General features: G+C 65.3%; 17 protein-coding genes. 7 read left to right on the top strand and 10 right to left on the bottom strand.

Annotated features, from left to right (window positions below; all coding sequences use genetic code 11):
- Positions 1-10: 10 nt before the first annotated feature.
- Positions 11-1,138 carry an NADH:flavin oxidoreductase gene (locus B4400_RS15765; RefSeq protein WP_078311988.1) on the bottom strand — a complete coding sequence of 376 codons (1,128 nt, stop codon included), beginning with the start codon at positions 1,136-1,138 and terminating at the stop codon, positions 11-13.
- A 52-nt stretch (positions 1,139-1,190) separates the two neighbouring features.
- Between B4400_RS15765 and B4400_RS15760 the strand changes: the two genes are divergently transcribed.
- Both B4400_RS15760 and B4400_RS15755 read left to right on the top strand, forming a co-directional pair.
- A complete protein-coding gene (locus B4400_RS15760; protein ID WP_139360285.1) occupies positions 1,191-1,946 on the top strand; it encodes a DUF5666 domain-containing protein in 756 nt (251 codons plus the stop codon).
- Between the two features lie 141 nt (positions 1,947-2,087).
- Complete coding sequence (locus tag B4400_RS15755) at positions 2,088-2,864, top strand: DUF5666 domain-containing protein (protein ID WP_078311987.1); 777 nt, start codon at positions 2,088-2,090, stop codon at positions 2,862-2,864.
- On the opposite strand, the gene B4400_RS15750 is transcribed toward B4400_RS15755, so the two are convergent.
- The 7 genes from B4400_RS15750 to B4400_RS15720 are packed head-to-tail and all read right to left on the bottom strand — an operon-like array spanning position 2,861 to position 9,107.
- Entirely contained in the window at positions 2,861-3,205 is a 345-nt protein-coding gene (locus B4400_RS15750) for a metal-sulfur cluster assembly factor (protein WP_078311986.1), read from the bottom strand. The genes B4400_RS15755 and B4400_RS15750 overlap by 4 nt on opposite strands.
- Positions 3,202-3,669 (bottom strand): Fe-S cluster assembly sulfur transfer protein SufU, encoded by a 468-nt coding sequence (sufU, locus tag B4400_RS15745; RefSeq protein WP_078311985.1) that lies wholly within the window; start codon positions 3,667-3,669, stop codon positions 3,202-3,204. Before sufU ends, B4400_RS15750 begins: the two co-directional genes overlap by 4 nt.
- A 6-nt stretch (positions 3,670-3,675) precedes the next feature.
- Positions 3,676-4,956 carry a cysteine desulfurase gene (locus tag B4400_RS15740; protein WP_078311984.1) on the bottom strand — a complete coding sequence of 427 codons (1,281 nt, stop codon included), beginning with the start codon at positions 4,954-4,956 and terminating at the stop codon, positions 3,676-3,678.
- 2 nt (positions 4,957-4,958) lie between these two features.
- Complete coding sequence (sufC, locus tag B4400_RS15735) at positions 4,959-5,723, bottom strand: Fe-S cluster assembly ATPase SufC (protein WP_078295660.1); 765 nt, start codon at positions 5,721-5,723, stop codon at positions 4,959-4,961.
- A gap of 14 nt (positions 5,724-5,737) precedes the next feature.
- On the bottom strand, positions 5,738-6,898 hold the full coding sequence (sufD, locus tag B4400_RS15730) for a Fe-S cluster assembly protein SufD (RefSeq protein ID WP_078311983.1): 1,161 nt from the start codon (positions 6,896-6,898) through the stop codon (positions 5,738-5,740).
- Between the two features lie 2 nt (positions 6,899-6,900).
- Positions 6,901-8,328 carry a Fe-S cluster assembly protein SufB gene (sufB, locus tag B4400_RS15725; protein WP_070952566.1) on the bottom strand — a complete coding sequence of 476 codons (1,428 nt, stop codon included), beginning with the start codon at positions 8,326-8,328 and terminating at the stop codon, positions 6,901-6,903.
- Positions 8,325-9,107 carry a helix-turn-helix transcriptional regulator gene (locus tag B4400_RS15720; protein WP_078311982.1) on the bottom strand — a complete coding sequence of 261 codons (783 nt, stop codon included), beginning with the start codon at positions 9,105-9,107 and terminating at the stop codon, positions 8,325-8,327. The genes sufB and B4400_RS15720 overlap by 4 nt, the downstream gene beginning before the upstream one ends.
- Before the next feature lie 108 nt (positions 9,108-9,215).
- Here B4400_RS15720 and mptB point away from each other — a divergent pair, with 108 nt between their 5' ends.
- The 5 genes from mptB to B4400_RS15695 are packed head-to-tail and all read left to right on the top strand — an operon-like array spanning position 9,216 to position 13,797.
- Positions 9,216-11,000: a polyprenol phosphomannose-dependent alpha 1,6 mannosyltransferase MptB gene (gene mptB, locus B4400_RS15715; protein ID WP_078311981.1), complete on the top strand. Its 1,785-nt coding sequence runs from the start codon at positions 9,216-9,218 to the stop codon at positions 10,998-11,000.
- Positions 10,942-11,841, top strand: coding sequence for an ABC transporter ATP-binding protein (locus tag B4400_RS15710; RefSeq protein ID WP_078311980.1), 900 nt, complete (start codon positions 10,942-10,944; stop codon positions 11,839-11,841). The genes mptB and B4400_RS15710 overlap by 59 nt, the downstream gene beginning before the upstream one ends.
- Positions 11,838-12,632: an ABC transporter permease gene (locus tag B4400_RS15705; RefSeq protein ID WP_170915023.1), complete on the top strand. Its 795-nt coding sequence runs from the start codon at positions 11,838-11,840 to the stop codon at positions 12,630-12,632. The genes B4400_RS15710 and B4400_RS15705 overlap by 4 nt, the downstream gene beginning before the upstream one ends.
- Before the next feature lie 38 nt (positions 12,633-12,670).
- Entirely contained in the window at positions 12,671-13,330 is a 660-nt protein-coding gene (locus tag B4400_RS15700; RefSeq protein WP_078311977.1) for a DUF899 family protein, read from the top strand.
- 23 nt (positions 13,331-13,353) lie between these two features.
- Positions 13,354-13,797 (top strand): YybH family protein, encoded by a 444-nt coding sequence (locus B4400_RS15695; protein WP_070952570.1) that lies wholly within the window; start codon positions 13,354-13,356, stop codon positions 13,795-13,797.
- A 35-nt stretch (positions 13,798-13,832) separates the two neighbouring features.
- Here B4400_RS15695 and B4400_RS15690 read toward each other — a convergent pair whose 3' ends face one another.
- Together B4400_RS15690 and B4400_RS15685 are read right to left on the bottom strand one after the other, a co-directional pair.
- Positions 13,833-14,396, bottom strand: a complete 564-nt coding sequence (locus B4400_RS15690) for a TetR/AcrR family transcriptional regulator (RefSeq protein ID WP_078311972.1) — start codon at positions 14,394-14,396, stop codon at positions 13,833-13,835.
- A 99-nt stretch (positions 14,397-14,495) separates the two neighbouring features.
- Entirely contained in the window at positions 14,496-14,711 is a 216-nt protein-coding gene (locus tag B4400_RS15685; RefSeq protein ID WP_078312079.1) for a hypothetical protein, read from the bottom strand.
- Positions 14,712-14,714: the final 3 nt, after the last annotated feature.

Genomic DNA, 14,714 nt, shown 5'->3' with positions numbered 1-14,714 from the left:
AGGGGTCTGCTCAGTACAGCGCGGCCAGGGCGTTGCCGATGTTGAATCCGACGAACTCCTCCTGTCGCCCCGCCCGCAGCTTGTTGACCCATTCAGGGTCCGACAGCAGGGCACGGCCGACCGCGATGACGTCGAACTCGTTGTTGGCGAATTGTCGCAGTACCGCTTCGACGGGCGCGGGCTCGATATCCCGCACCTCGGTGGGCTTGAACTCCGTCTGCAATCCCACCGAGCCGACGGCAATGGCCGGCAATCCCGTGACACGTTTGGTCCAGCCGGCAAGGCTCAGCTCTCCGTCATCGCCGGCCAAGTCCGCGAAGGCGGGCACATAGTGCCGGCGGGTAGACGGGTGGAAGACATCCACACCTGCCTCGACCAGGGGGGCGAGCAGCCGTTCCAATTCCGCCGGGCTGTCAGCCAGCGTGGCCGTGTAATCCGCCTGCTTCCACTGTGAAAACCGGTACAGAATAGGGAAATCCGGCCCGACGGCGGCACGTACGGCCCTCACCACCTCGACCGGGAATCGCACCCGATCGACGACCGAGCCGCCATAGCCGTCGGCCCGAACGTTGGTGCGCTCCCACAGGAACTGGTCAAGGAGGTAGCCGTGGGCGCCGTGCAACTCCACGGCGTCGAATCCGGCCGCCTGGGCATTGCGGGCTGCCGTCGCGTACTGCTGCGCAAGCGGGGCGAGCTCACCGGTCCGCAGTGCACGACCTTGCGGGGAGGCATCTCCGCCCAAGCCGGACGGACTCACCGACTCCACCTGGGGATTGAACTCCGGATCGACGCCGCGTTCGACACCCTGGTGCCACAGCTGCGCGGCGATCGCCGATCCCTCGTCGTGCACGGCATCGGTGACCGCGGACCATCCCGCCAGCACCTCATCGCCGACGAGGCGCGGAACGCTGGACTGGCCGCCTGCAGCATCATCCGGAATGAAGACACCCTCCGTGATGATCAGCCCCACACCCCCGGCGGCACGGCGGCGGTAGTACGCCGCCACATTCTCACCGGGCACTCCGCCGGGTGAGGCCGACCGCGTCATCGGCGCCATCGCGAACCGGTTCGGTGCGGTCAGCGATTTGACGGTGAACGGTTCAAAGAGGGGCGCTACGTCTGGTCTCACGTCGGTCACGAGGTGTCAAACTACGCCGACGCCCAATCCATTCCAGATAACGTGGTCAACCATGTCACCAAATCTCTGGCCACGGCCCATGTTGCTCGTGATCGCCGGAGCCGTCGTGTTATCCGGCGCGGCATGTGGCGGGTCCGGGGATAAGGCAGTTACATCCTCGCCCGGCCCTGCCTCGACCACCGTCACCCGGCACGCGGGTGGCCAGGACCGGGCCGGTGGGCTGATCTCCGGGGTGTCGGGCCACACCGTCCAGGTGACCAACCCCGTCGGCAGCGCCGACATCGACTTCAACACGATGACAAAGCTCACCGAGGTGCAACCCGCAGAGCTTGCGGATGTCGTCGTCGGTAGCTGCGTCAGCGTGCTGGCGACGGCAGACGCGGCTTCGTCGGACCAGGTCACCGCACAGCGCGTGCTGATCAGCACGGCCGAGGACAACAAGTGTGCCGTGGACACGCCGCCCGGGAGCGCACCGCCTCCCGGCATACCGCAGGGACCACCGCCCGGCGCTCCCGAGGGCCCGCCGCCGTTCGGCGGCCCGAGCGTCCAGGGCGCGGTCGCGTCGGTCAACGGCAGCACCGTCGTGGTCGCCAACACCGATCCCAGTGGGGCATCGGAGATCCAGACCAATGTCACGGTGACCGCTGATACCGCCTACGACAAACGGCAACCCACCGAGGCCACCGCCATCATCACCGGCAAATGCGCGGACGCCCGCGGCACCAAGGACGCCGGCGGGGTTCTTCAGGCCACCAAGATCGATTTAGGTCCCGCCACCGATGGGCGATGCGGACCGCCCCCACGGTAACTCCGGGCATGGCTTCGGCCACGGGTCATCGCCCAGGCTGACGTCGGCAACACACAGCAACTTCGCACAGACACCGGAGCGCCACCTCAGTCAGCACCCGCACGCTGAGGTGTCCCACTCGTCAACCCATGGAGAACATCGATGTCCCCAACCCAGATACTCGCCTCACCACGGGTCGCCCGCGGCGCCCTGTTCGCACTCGCGGGGCTGACCGCGCTATCAGTGGCCGCGTGCGGCTCGCCTACCGATACCCCTGGCGCCTCCACAAAGTCCGCGACCCCGACCACATCTTCGGCCGCACAGCAGGGCCAACACCGCGACAAGGACCAGGTGATGGGACTTATCGCGTCGGTATCGGGCAACACCATTCAGGTGACCAAGAGGGATGGCACCGCGACCGTCGGCTTCAGCCAGTCCACGAAGGTCTCCGAGATCACGGCCGGACAATTGTCGGATGTCACCGCAGGGAGCTGTATTGCCGCGATGGCGCAACAAGACTCGAACCCACCGACCGCCCGGCGCGTGATGATCTGGCCGGCCAACGACGGTAACTGCGCGAAGCAACACCCAAAGGAGCAACAGCAGTCCTCATCCCCCGCCCCAACACCCGGTAAACGCCCCGAGCATCAGGCTGTTCAGGGGACGGTCACCTCAGTCAGTGGGAGCACGATCACCGTAAGCAGCACCGATCCCAATGGCGGGGCCGCCACCTCGGCGACGGTGACCGTGAACAACGACACCATGTACGCCAAGCGCGCCCCAGCGGACCAGAGTGCCATCGCCGCGGGCAAGTGCATCGCCGCGCACGGCCCCGATGACGCGTCGGGCACCCTGCAGGCCTCGACGATCACCCTTCGTGCGGCCAAGGACGGTTCCTGCGGGGGACCTGGTGGCCCCGAAGGCCACCACCAGCGCTAGACCGTGAAGCCGAGGGCCCGGAGCTGCTCCCGACCATCGTCGGTGATCTTGTCCGGGCCCCACGGCGGCACCCAGACCCAGTTGATCTTGATCTCCTTGACCAGCCCCGCGCCCACCAGCGCGTTACGCGACTGATCCTCGATGACATCGGTGAGCGGGCATGCCGCCGAGGTGAGCGTCATGTCGATGGTGGCGACCTTGCCGCTGTCCCCCTCTTCGACGTTGAGGCCGTAAACAAGCCCCAGATCGACGACATTGATACCGAGCTCGGGGTCGACAACGTCGCGCATTGCCTCTTCGAGATCTTCGAGAAGCTTCACTTCCGCGGACACTTCGGTCATCGCTTCACCTTCTCCGTTGTGCCGCTGGTCGCGGCGTCTGCCTGGACGAGCGCGTCTTTGAATGCCATCCATCCAAGGAGCGCACACTTCACGCGGGCTGGGTACCGCGAAACCCCAGCGAAGGCAATGCCGTCGCCGATGATGTCTTCGTCGCCGTCGATGGTGCCGCGCGAGGAGATCATCTCGTTGAACGAAGCCACTGTCTTGAGCGCCTCATCCACGGTCAGCCCAATCACCTGATCGGTCAACACCGAGGTCGCGGCCTGGCTGATCGAGCATCCCTGCCCGTCATAGGAGACGTCGGCGATCCTGTTGTCATCCAGGGCGACTCGCAGAGTCACCTCGTCTCCACAAGTCGGGTTGACGTGGTGCACTTCGGCCGCGAACGGCTCACGCAGCCCGCGATGATGCGGACGCTTGTAGTGATCCAGGATGACTTCCTGATACATCTGCTCAAGGCGCATGCTCGGTCAATCCCTCGTCGCCACGCTCGCCCCGACACCGAAGAACTGCTGCGCGCGGCGGACGCCGGCAACCAGTCGATCGACTTCGTCCAGGGTGTTGTAGACCGCAAAGGAGGCACGGGCGCTCGCCGCGATACCGAACCGGCGATGCAGCGGCCAGGCGCAGTGATGCCCGACTCGTACCGCGACCCCCTCGTCATCGAGAACCTGCCCCAGATCGTGCGCGTGGATACCGTCCACCACGAAGGCGACCGCACCCCCACGATCAACGTTCTCGGCGGGACCGATGACGCGGACGCCTTCGATGCTTCCGAGCCCGGCGAGAGCGGCCGACACCAGCTGATGCTCGTGCGCGGCAACTGCTTCCATGCCAATCGCATTCAGGTAGTCAACAGCGGCGCCGAGTCCGACCACCTGGGAGGTCATCGGGACCCCGGCCTCGAATCGCTGGGGCGGCGGCGCGTAGGTGCTGCTCTCCATGGTGACCGTCTCGATCATCGAGCCACCCGTAATGAACGGAGGCATGACCTCCAGCAGTTCGCGGCGGCCGTACAGCACGCCAACCCCCGATGGGCCGAGCATCTTGTGCCCCGAAAAGGCCGCATAGTCGACGCCCAGTTCCCGGAAATTCACCGGCATATGCGGAACCGACTGGCAGGCGTCCAGAACAACAAGGGCGCCAACGGATTTAGCGCGGCGCACCAGCTCGTCGACGGGAGCAACCGCACCGGTCACATTGGACTGGTGGGTGAACGCGACCACCTTGACGGCCTCGGTGAGCTCGAGCGAGTCAAGATCGATGCGGCCGTCGTCGGTGACTCCGTACCAGCGCAGGGTGGCGCCGGTACGGCGGCAGAGCTCTTGCCACGGAACCAGATTCGCGTGATGTTCCAGCTCGGTGATCACTACCTCGTCGCCGGGTCCCACCGCACGGTCGAACCGGTCGTCACCGAGGGTGTACGCCACCAAGTTCAGCGATTCGGTGGCGTTCTTGGTGAAGATGATCTCGCCGTCGTCAACGCCCACAAAACGGGCGATCGCGTGGCGCGCTCCCTCGTAGGCGTCGGTAGCCTCTTCGGCGAGCTGGTGAGCACCGCGATGCACCGCGGCGTTGCGCTCGGTAAGGAAGACCCGCTCGGCATCGAGAACCTGCTTGGGCCGTTGCGAGGTCGCACCGGAATCCAGGTACACCAACGGCTTACCACCGCGCACCGTCCGGCTCAGGATCGGGAAGTCATCCCTGATCTCCGAGATCCGAGTGATGTCCAGCGGCACAATGGCCGTCACGGTCAGGCTCCCACCGTTTGGGTAAAGCGCACGTAGCCGTTTTCCTCCAGCTCGTCGGCCAGCTCGGGACCGCCCGACTCGACGATGCGCCCGCCAACAAAGACGTGCACAAACTGCGGCTGGATGTAGCGCAGGATCCGGGTGTAATGGGTGATGAGCAGAACGCCGCCATTCTCGCGCTCGGCATACCGATTCACACCTTCGGAGACGATCCGCAGGGCATCGACGTCTAGCCCGGAGTCTGTCTCGTCCAGGATGGCGATCTTCGGCTTGAGCAGGCCCAACTGCAGGATCTCATGGCGCTTCTTCTCGCCGCCCGAGAAGCCCTCGTTGACGCTGCGCTCGGCGAAGGCGGAGTCGATCTCCAGCTCCCCCATGGCTTCCTTGACTTCCTTGATCCAGTGCCGCAGCTTCGGAGCCTCGCCGCGGACGGCGGTGGCGGCGGTGCGCAGGAAGTTCGACATCGACACTCCCGGAACCTCGATCGGGTACTGCATGGCCAAGAAGAGACCCGCACGGGCACGCTCGTCCACGGACAGTTCCAGCACGTCCCGCCCGTCGAGAGTGATCGATCCCGAGGTCACCTCGTACTTGGGGTGTCCGGCGATGGCATAGGACAGCGTGGACTTGCCGGAACCGTTGGGGCCCATGACCGCATGGGTCTCCCCCGAGTTCACCGTCAGGTTGACGCCCTTGAGGATCTCGATGGTTTCGCCCTCGTTGGGCGAGATGCTGACGTGCAGGTCCTTGATTTCCAGAGTGGTCATGAGTTGCTTTCTATCTACGAGTTGGTCTGGGCGAGTTCGTTTTCGATGGCCTCGGTAAGGCGATCTCGCACTGACTCGATCCCGATCCGGCCAATGATGTCCTGGAAGAAGCCACGCACCACCAGACGGCGCGCATCCTCCTCGGCAATACCGCGCGAGCGCAGGTAGAACAGCTGCTCGTCATCGAATCGCCCAGTGGCACTAGCGTGCCCGGCCCCGGCAATCTCGCCGGTCTCGATTTCGAGGTTGGGCACCGAGTCGGCCCGAGCGCCATCGGTGAGGATCAGGTTGCGGTTCAGTTCGAAGGTGTCGGTTCCGGTTGCCTCAGCGCGGATGAGTACATCGCCGATCCAGACGGTGTGCGCGTCTGCTCGACCAGATTCGGGGTCTCCCTGCAGTGCACCCTTGTACGTGACATGCGAACGACAGTTGGGTTGGGCGTGATCGACGAGCAGTCGATGCTCGAAGAACTGACCGTCATCTGCGTAGTAGAGACCCAGCAGCTCGGCGTCGCCTCCCGGCGCCTCGAACCGGACGGTGCCGGTGAGGCGAACCAGATCGCCACCGAGGGTGACGGCGATATGGCGCAACACCGCGTCCTTGCCCAGCTTGGCGTGGTGCGCGCTGACATGCACGGCGTCATCGGCCCAGTCGGCGATCGAGACGACGGTCAGCCGAGACGCGTCCTCCAGCAGGAATTCGACATTCTCAGCGTATGTTCCACTGCCTCGGTAGTCGATGACCACCAGCGACTCGGACAGTTCAGCGGCGCGCACCTGCAGATGCCCATAGGCCACCTCGCCCGCGCCGGGGCCACTCACGGTGATCGAGATCGGGTCCGCGACCACGGCTTGCTTACCTACCGAGACCACAGTGGCGGTCCGGAACGCGGAGTACGCCTGTGCGGCAACGCGATCTGACGGAACCCCGCCCTTACCGAGCCGTTCGTCGCCGCGATCGACCGTCTCGACGGTTACACCGTCGCCGGCGGTAACCCCCACGGACGGATCTGCCGTCGCGACAGCCGATCCGTCGTGCAGCCCGCGCAGGCGGCGCAGCGGGGTGAACCGCCACAGCTCGTCACGGCCACCGGGGACCTCGAAGGCCTCGACGTCGTAGGAGCTGAACAGTTCGCCCTTGTTGGAGCCTTCGACAGCTTGAGTCAACTGCGTCATGACTAACCGACCGCACCTTCCATTTGCAGCTCGATGAGCCGGTTGAGCTCGAGCGCGTACTCCATCGGCAGTTCCTTCGCGATCGGTTCGACGAACCCGCGCACCACCATGGCCATCGCCTCGTCCTCGGTCATACCGCGGCTCATCAGATAGAACAACTGATCGTCACTGACCTTCGAGACGGTCGCCTCATGCCCCATGGTGACGTCGTCTTCGCGGATATCGACGTACGGGTAGGTGTCGCTGCGGCTGATCGAGTCAACAAGCAACGCATCACATTTCACCGTTGAGCGGGAGCCGTGCGCCCCCTTGTTGACCTGGACCAGGCCACGGTAGGAGGCACGACCGCCGCCACGCGCCACCGACTTGGAGACGATGTTGCTCGACGTGTTCGGCGCCAGGTGCAGCATCTTGGCACCGGTGTCCTGGTGTTGTCCCTCGCCGGCGAAGGCGACCGACAGCACCTCACCCTTGGCGTGCTCACCGGTCATCCACACGGCCGGGTACTTCATGGTGACCTTGGAGCCGATGTTGCCGTCGACCCATTCCATGGTGGCCCCCGCCTCGGCGCGGGCCCGCTTGGTAACCAGGTTGAACACGTTGTTCGACCAGTTCTGGATCGTCGTGTAGCGGCAGCGCCCGCCCGGCTTGACGATGATTTCCACCACGGCCGAGTGCAACGAATCCGACTTGTAGATCGGTGCGGTACATCCCTCGACGTAGTGCACGTAAGCACCCTCGTCGACGATGATGAGCGTCCGCTCGAACTGGCCCATGTTCTCGGTGTTGATGCGGAAGTAGGCCTGCAGCGGGATATCGACCTTCACGCCCGGCGGCACGTAGATGAACGAACCACCCGACCACACCGCGGTGTTGAGCGCGGAGAACTTGTTGTCCCCGGCCGGGATCACGCTGCCGAAGTACTCCTTGAAGATCTCCGGGTGCTCACGCAGACCCGAGTCGGTGTCCAGGAAGATCACACCCTGGGCCTCGAGGTCCTCGCGGATCGAGTGATAGACGACCTCTGACTCGTACTGCGCGGCAACACCGGACACCAGGCGCTGCTTCTCGGCTTCGGGGATGCCGAGGCGGTCGTAGGTGTTCTTGATGTCGGCGGGCAGATCGTCCCACGTGGCCGCCTGCTTCTCGCTGGACCGCACGAAGTACTTGATGTTGTCGAAGTCGATGCCCTCGAGGTTCGATCCCCAGTTCGGCATCGGCTTCTTGTCGAAGGTGCGCAGCGCCTTCAGGCGGATGTCGAGCATCCACTCGGGCTCGCTCTTCTTCGACGAGATGTCACGCACCACGGCCTCAGACAGACCGCGCTGCGCGCTGGCTCCGGCCGCGTCGGAGTCAGACCAGCCATAGCCGTAGTTGCCCAGTGACGCGATTGTCTCGTCCTGGGTCAGCACCTCACGCTCGAGGGTCATCGTGACTCCTTACTGATCGTTGTATCCGGCGCGGGGCTGGGCGCCGGAGGTGTAGATACGTGCAGGGGAATGTGCGTCGTGCAGGCACAGTCACCGTTGGCGATGGTGGCCAGCCGTTGTACATGTGTTCCCAACAACTCGGCGAAGGCCTGCTGTTCCGCCTCGCAGAGTTCGGGGAACTCCGCGGCCACGTGCGATACCGGACAGTGATGCTGACATATCTGCACGCCGCTCGAGGACGCGCCCGCTCCACCGACCCGCTGGGTGCTGGCCGCATATCCGGCCTTGGTCAGCGCAACGGCCACGTGGTCCACCGCGGCCTCGGTGTCGTTGAACGGCCCACCGGCCGCGACATCGCTCAAGATCGAGTCAATGCGACGCCGCGCGAAGATCCGCACCGCATCGTCGCCACCGATCTCGCGCAGCTGGCGCATGGCGGCAGATGCCAGGTCGTCGTAGGCGTGGTTGAGTTTGGCGCGACCGTCCGCGGTGAGCTGGAACCGCTTAGCCGGGCGCCCCCGGCCGTTGTGCTGCCATGCGGCCGCCGGATTCGAGACGGCATCACCGGCCTCGATCAAGGCGTCGAGGTGGCGGCGCACCCCCTGCGGCGAAAGGCCGAGCTGTTCCCCGATCTCACCCGCGGTGACCGGCCCAGACTCCATGAGTAGCCGCACCACGGCGACACGTGTCTGGCCATCATGGGACACGGCCGGGGCAGCATCCAGCACCTGCGACGTCGCCGCAGCAGACGCCACCGCGGAGGGCTGGCCGAATTTCACAACACCAGTGTGACGCAATTCGGAATGCCACGTCTAGCAAGGGTTACCTATGTTGAGCGCACCCCGCCGGCCGGACAGGCCCTGCCCGACTGGTTCCACGGAGCGGGCATGGCGGGCCGATACGCTGCTGGCGTGTCGGTACGTGGTCAGTGGCTGAGTTCGTCGCTGTCGCATCTGCATGATGACGAACGTTCGTCGGCCCCGCTCACTGAGCGAGAGCTCACAGCCATGAACCGAACTCGCTTGTTCGGCGCCACCGGAACAGCGCTCATGGCCATCGGTGCGCTCGGCGCCGGCGCGCGACCCGTCATCCAAGATCCGATCTTCGGGGTCCGGCTTCTCAACCTGCCGTCGCGCATTCAGACGGTGTCCCTGACGATGACGACCACCGGTGCCGTGATGATGACGTTGGCCTGGCTCATGCTGGGACGCTTCGCCATCGGCAGCCTGCGCAACAAAAACGCCAACGGCGAACGGGGACCGGTCCGCAGGATGTCCCGCGGCCAGCTGGACCGGACCCTGCTGCTGTGGATTTTGCCGCTGCTCGTAGCGCCTCCGATGTACTCCAAGGACGTGTACTCGTATTTGGCGCAGAGCCAGATCGCGCGCCTGGGCAAGGATCCGTACACCGAAGGTCCGGCGGTCGCCCTGGGCCTCGATCACGTGTTCACGCTGTCGGTGCCCAGCATGTGGCGAGAAACACCTGCCCCCTACGGTCCCTTGTTTCTGTGGATCGGCAAGGGCATATCGCGGCTCACCGGTGACGACATTGTCGCCGGAGCCCTGTGTCATCGGCTCGTCGAACTGCTCGGAGTGCTGTTGATCATCTGGGCAACACCACGTTTGGCCCAGCGCTGCGGCGTCGCGGAAGTCAGCGCGCTCTGGCTCGGCGCCGCGAATCCGCTGCTGCTGATGCACCTGGTCGCCGGAATTCACAATGAAGCGCTCATGCTGGGCCTGATGCTGGCCGGCACCGAGCTGGCCATGCGCGGTATCGACTCGACACGTGCCCTCATCGGGGTGCATACCGAATGGGCCACCTGGGTTCCGCTGGGCAACCTCCTGGCCGGGACGGTACTGATCACCGCGTCATCGCAGGTCAAACTCCCTTCCCTGCTGGCCCTGGGCTTTGTCGGCATGGCGCTGGCTCGCCGATGGGGCGGCGGCGTTCGCGGCCTCTTCCAGGCCGGGGCGCTCCTGGGCACTGTGACCGGCGCTTGCACGGTCCTCATCGGATTCGCCAGCGGGCTCGGGTTCGGGTGGATCTACACACTCGGCACCGCGAACGCCGTGCGCAGCTGGATGTCGCCGCCGACCCTCGTCGCCCTGGGCACCGGGCAAGTCGGCATCGTGCTCGGTCTGGGCGATCACACCACCGCGATACTGTCGCTGACCCGCGGAATCGGTATCGGCATCATCGGCATCGCGGTGTCATGGCTGCTGCTGGCCGTGCTGCGTGGACGCCTGCACCCCGTGGGCGGGCTGGGTGTCGCCCTGGGCATCACGGTGCTGCTCTTTCCAGTGGTGCAGCCCTGGTACCTGCTGTGGGCGATCATCCCGCTGGCCGCGTGGGCCACCCGCCCCGCTTTCCGCGGGACCGCCATCGGCATCACCCTGCTCGTAGGCATTTTCGGGCCGACCGCCAACGGCGACAGGTTCGCGCTGTTCCAGATCATCGACGCCACCGTGGCGAGCGCCATCATCGCGCTCCTGCTCATCGCTATCACGCACGACTATCTGCCGTGGCGTCGGCTGCCTAACGGTGACGAAGCCGCGCCGCTTACGCTGACTGACCGTGACGCAACCACCGACAAGGACGGCACCCCCGGTGCGGATGCGGTCGGTGACGAAGCGATACGGGACAACGACAGCACTCCACAACCTCGACCTTGAGGTAGAGCAGGCCCAGGTCTTCGCACTGCTCGGCCCCAACGGCGCCGGAAAAACCACGACCGTCGAATTGTGCGAGGGCTTCTTGCATCCCGACGAGGGCACCGTCGAGGTGCTGGGCATGGATCCGGTCGCGAAGAACTCTGCGGTGCGCGCGCGTATCGGTGTGATGCTGCAGGGCGGCGGCGCCTACCCCACCGCACGGGCCAGTGAGATGCTCGGTCTCGTAGCCTCCTATTCCGCCAATCCGCTTGACCCGCAATGGCTTCTGGACACTCTTGGGCTGACAGACGCCGCGCGCACCCCCTACCGGCGCCTGTCTGGAGGGCAGCAGCAGCGCCTCGCGCTGGCATGCGCGCTGGTGGGCCGGCCCGAGCTGGTGTTCCTCGACGAGCCGACGGCCGGTATGGACGCCCATGCCCGGCTGGCGGTGTGGGAACTCATCGATTGCCTGCGGCGCGATGGCGTCTCGGTGGTGCTGACCACGCACCACATGAAGGAGGCCGAGGAGCTTGCCGACCAGCTGATGATCATCGACCACGGCGCGGTGGTAGCCGCCGGTACGCCGTCGGAGTTGATGCAGTCCGGCGCCGAGAACCAGCTACGCTTCTCGGCCCCGCCGCGACTGGACCTGACGCTCCTCACGTCGGCGCTGCCCGAGGGATACAAGGTCGCCGAGGTGACACCGGGCGAGTACCGGGTCGAGGGCGTCGTCGACCCGCAGGTGCTGGCCACCGTCACCGCGTGGTGCGCCCGGATGGATGTGCTGACCACCGACCTACGGGTGGAGAAACGGAGCCTCGAGGACGTATTCCTGGAGCTGACCGGGCGGGAGTTGCGATGAGCGAGATGACCCCACGGTTCGACCCGGGCACCTTCGCCCCAGACCCGCGCCCCAGCGCCGTGCACACCATGCTGTTTGCGCAGTTCTGGCTGGAACTCAAGCTGCTGCTCCGCAACGGCGAACAGCTGCTGCTCACCATGTTCATCCCGATCACCCTGCTCATCGGACTGACGCTGCTGCCGCTGGGCCAGTTTCCCGGCTCGCGTACCGACATTTTCGTGCCCGCCATCATGGCGCTCGCGGTCATCTCCACCGCCTTCACGGGACAGGCCATCGCCGTCGGGTTCGACCGCCGCTATGGTGCGCTGAAACGCCTGGGCGCCACCGCATTACCCGTGTGGGGCATCATCGCAGGCAAGGCACTCGCCGTCGTCACGGTGGTGGTCCTGCAGGCCGCGGTCATCGGCGCCATTGGTGCCACGCTGGGCTGGCGCCCGCATCCAGTCGGACTACTCCTCGGCGCGGTAGTCATCGCTCTCGGCACCGCGACGTTCGCGGCGATGGGACTGCTCCTCGGCGGCACACTGCGCGCGGAAATCGTGCTCGCCCTGGCGAATCTGCTGTGGTTCATCTTCGCCGGGCTCGGGGCGTTGACCCTGGAGGACGGTCGCACCACCGACGCGATCCCCCACGCCGTGGTGCTCTTGGCGCGGCTGTCTCCCTCGGGTGCGCTCTCGGAGGCACTGGCCGCCGCGATGACGCTGTCAGTGGACTGGTTCGCGATCGCCGTGCTCGCGGTGTGGGGCTCACTCGCCGGATACGGTGCGCTGCGCTGGTTCCGATTCACCTGAGCCGATGAGATTGTGGCTTACCACCGGTCTATATCGGTATGTCCCATGCCAAACCCCTGCCCCCGATTGTTTCCCGTAACGAGTGGCTCGAAGCGAGCGCCGAGTTGTTGGTTCACGAGAAGGCCACAACGCGGACCCTCGACAATCTGGCCGCTCGGCGTCGCCGGATGCCGATGGTCGCGATGCCCGGCGGGTACACGTTCACCGGCCCCGGTGGCGAGCTGTCGCTGCCGGATCTGTTCGACGGGCGCGACCAGCTCATCGTGTACCAGTTCATGGACAACGGTGCCGATGACTTCTGCTCCGGGTGCGCCTCGGTATGTGACAACATCGGCAGGCACGAGCATCTGAACGCCCGCGGTACCAGCTTCGCGGTGGTGTCCGACATGCCGTATGCACAAATCAACGCCCTGAAGCACCGCATGCAGTGGTCGTTCCCGTTCGTGTCGTCCCGTGAGACGACATTCGCCGAGGATTGCGGCGCAGGGAGCGGATTCGGCATCAGCGTGTTTCTTCGCGACGGCGACAGTGTGTACCAGACCTACTTCAGTACCGACCGGGGCGGGGACAAGATGCGCCTGGATCTTATGCTGCTCGACCTCACACCCTATGGCCGTCAAGAAGATTGGGAGGACTCACCCGACGGCTGGCCGCAGACGCCGCCGTATCAGTGGTGGCGCTTGCACGACGAGTACTAGCAAAGACCCCGTACGCTCCCCCTATGGCGGATATTGCGGTCGCCCTGGACCGCTTCGTGGCTGCGTTCAACACCAATGATCTGGACCTGGTGATGGAACACTTCGCCGAGGACGCCGAGTACCTCCCGGGCGATGGATCCCGGCATGTCGGCTTGGCCGCCATCCGTCGTGAATTCGAACCGCAGTTCACAGGCGCCTACGGTGCCATGACATTCGACGAGCACGACCGGCTGATCGATCAGTCCGCACGTAAGGCGACGATTCGGTGGACATGCCGTCACGACATCCGCGCACGCCAGTCCCGGAGCCGGCTGCTTGGTGCGGCGACTCGCCTGGCGGCCGTTGCCGTCCCGCGTTTCGGATGGGAAGGCTTGGACGTCTTCCACTTCGACGCGGACGGGAAGATCACCGGCAAGTACTCGTACTCCAATTACGTACTACCCAGGATCAGTCGGCGACTCGGCTAGCCGTCGGATCTGCCCGGCGTGCCGATGACTCGCTCTCAGCGAGGAGCCGCCCGCAATGCCCGGTACGCCGCCCGGCCGACGATATCCGCCAGGTCCGTTGCGGACCATCGCGGGTCAGGACCGAGCATCAACCGTATGGCTCCCTCGCTGATTGCCAGGAGTGTTTCAACCAGCGGGGGCATGACGAAATCGACATCGCGGACCTGCCACCGCTGCAGCAGGGGTCGCATGACTTCGCAGATCTGCGCCCGAATCTGCGCCCGGCCCTGCGAAATAGCCTCTGCAAGCACGGGATCTGACTGCGCTGCCGCGATGATCTGCCACGAGGCAGGGCGCGTGGCAACGTCGCCCAACAGAGCTGCGAATCCGTCGACGAACATCTGCTCAACAGAGCCCGTCCGCTGTGGCGGAAGGATGGCACGCAAGCTGGTGAGAGCCAGCCGCGTCTCGCGTTCCAGCAGTTGCGTCAGTACCTCGCTTCGCCCGTTGTAGCACGCATACACAACGGGGCGAGTGACGCCCATGCGCGTGGCGATGGCAGCCATCGTCACATTCGCCACGCCCTGTTCAGCGGTGATCTGCAGGGCCGTATCCAGCACCTGCGCCCGCCGCCTCTCCGGTCCGAGATGTTCGGCCCGGGCACGCGGATTCGTCGAGGCTGGCGGCGCAGTGACGGTGTCCTCCTACGACTGGCCCGGCTACTGCAGATACACGTTGGCGATGATGAGCACCGGCCAGGCGACAATTTCTCCCAGCATAGAGAAGAGCTTGTCCAATCCGGTGAGTTGTTCAAGGTGGTCACGGTGGGTCATTGCCCAAATCAACCCGATCACCACATACGGCAAACCGATGACGATCACCAGGTAGACGAGCTGGCGGATGCTGAGGCGACGGTCGAGCAGGTCCTTGATCATGGT

The organism is Mycobacterium sp. D16Q13 (assembly GCF_002013375.1).
GTDB lineage: Bacteria > Actinomycetota > Actinomycetes > Mycobacteriales > Mycobacteriaceae > Mycobacterium.
Note: the sequence above shows the minus strand (reverse complement) of the source record. Positions and strands in the feature narration are given on the sequence as shown.

What these genes read in the sequence shown, in the direction of transcription:
- B4400_RS15760 (WP_139360285.1), top strand. Translation starts at nt 1,191, where the DNA reads ATGTCACCAAATCTCTGGCCACGGCCCATGTTGCTCGTGATCGCCGGA.
- B4400_RS15755 (WP_078311987.1), top strand. Translation starts at nt 2,088, where the DNA reads ATGTCCCCAACCCAGATACTCGCCTCACCACGGGTCGCCCGCGGCGCC.
- B4400_RS15750 (WP_078311986.1), bottom strand. Translation starts at nt 3,205, where the DNA reads ATGACCGAAGTGTCCGCGGAAGTGAAGCTTCTCGAAGATCTCGAAGAG.
- sufU (WP_078311985.1), bottom strand. Translation starts at nt 3,669, where the DNA reads ATGCGCCTTGAGCAGATGTATCAGGAAGTCATCCTGGATCACTACAAG.
- sufC (WP_078295660.1), bottom strand. Translation starts at nt 5,723, where the DNA reads ATGACCACTCTGGAAATCAAGGACCTGCACGTCAGCATCTCGCCCAAC.
- sufD (WP_078311983.1), bottom strand. Translation starts at nt 6,898, where the DNA reads ATGACGCAGTTGACTCAAGCTGTCGAAGGCTCCAACAAGGGCGAACTG.
- sufB (WP_070952566.1), bottom strand. Translation starts at nt 8,328, where the DNA reads ATGACCCTCGAGCGTGAGGTGCTGACCCAGGACGAGACAATCGCGTCA.
- mptB (WP_078311981.1), top strand. Translation starts at nt 9,216, where the DNA reads ATGGCGGGCCGATACGCTGCTGGCGTGTCGGTACGTGGTCAGTGGCTG.
- B4400_RS15710 (WP_078311980.1), top strand. Translation starts at nt 10,942, where the DNA reads ATGCGGTCGGTGACGAAGCGATACGGGACAACGACAGCACTCCACAAC.
- B4400_RS15705 (WP_170915023.1), top strand. Translation starts at nt 11,838, where the DNA reads ATGAGCGAGATGACCCCACGGTTCGACCCGGGCACCTTCGCCCCAGAC.
- B4400_RS15700 (WP_078311977.1), top strand. Translation starts at nt 12,671, where the DNA reads ATGTCCCATGCCAAACCCCTGCCCCCGATTGTTTCCCGTAACGAGTGG.
- B4400_RS15695 (WP_070952570.1), top strand. Translation starts at nt 13,354, where the DNA reads ATGGCGGATATTGCGGTCGCCCTGGACCGCTTCGTGGCTGCGTTCAAC.
- B4400_RS15685 (WP_078312079.1), bottom strand. Translation starts at nt 14,711, where the DNA reads ATGATCAAGGACCTGCTCGACCGTCGCCTCAGCATCCGCCAGCTCGTC.